The 438-nt window shown below is 50.5% G+C and carries 3 tRNA genes; all 3 read right to left on the bottom strand.

What is annotated here, in order from left to right:
* Positions 1 to 77: 77 nt before the first annotated feature.
* A tRNA-Val gene (locus tag AB4Y71_RS17995) sits at positions 78 to 149 on the bottom strand.
* A 53-nt stretch (positions 150 to 202) separates the two neighbouring features.
* Positions 203 to 275 (bottom strand) — tRNA-Gly (locus AB4Y71_RS18000).
* 19 nt (positions 276 to 294) lie between these two features.
* Positions 295 to 370, bottom strand: a tRNA-Gly gene (locus tag AB4Y71_RS18005).
* Positions 371 to 438 lie beyond the last annotated feature (68 nt).

The raw sequence follows: 438 nt of genomic DNA on the forward strand, positions 1-438 counted from the left end.
GCAAGGTTGCGCTCTACCAGCTGAGCTATGACCGCATATTTAATTTTAGATTCATGGTCTGGTGAACCATGAGTCCGTGCGCGATACTGGGATCGAACCAGTGACCTCTTCCGTGTCAGGGAAGCGCGCTACCGCTGCGCCAATCGCGCCGAAGATTCACAAGGAATCCCGACTGAAAACAAAAATTAATCTGTTTTCTCAGAGCGGTCAACGAGGTTCGAACTCGCGACCTCAACCTTGGCAAGGTTGCGCTCTACCAGCTGAGCTATGACCGCAAAACTATATTCAATTATTTGGAGCGGTCAACGAGGTTCGAACTCGCGACCTCAACCTTGGCAAGGTTGCGCTCTACCAGCTGAGCTATGACCGCATATTTAATTTTAGATTCATGGTCTGGTGAACCATGAGTCCGTGCGCGATACTGGGATCGAACCAGTG

It is taken from the genome of Glutamicibacter sp. MCAF14, assembly GCF_052114325.1.
In the GTDB taxonomy this organism is placed as follows: Bacteria; Actinomycetota; Actinomycetes; order Actinomycetales; family Micrococcaceae; genus Glutamicibacter; species Glutamicibacter arilaitensis.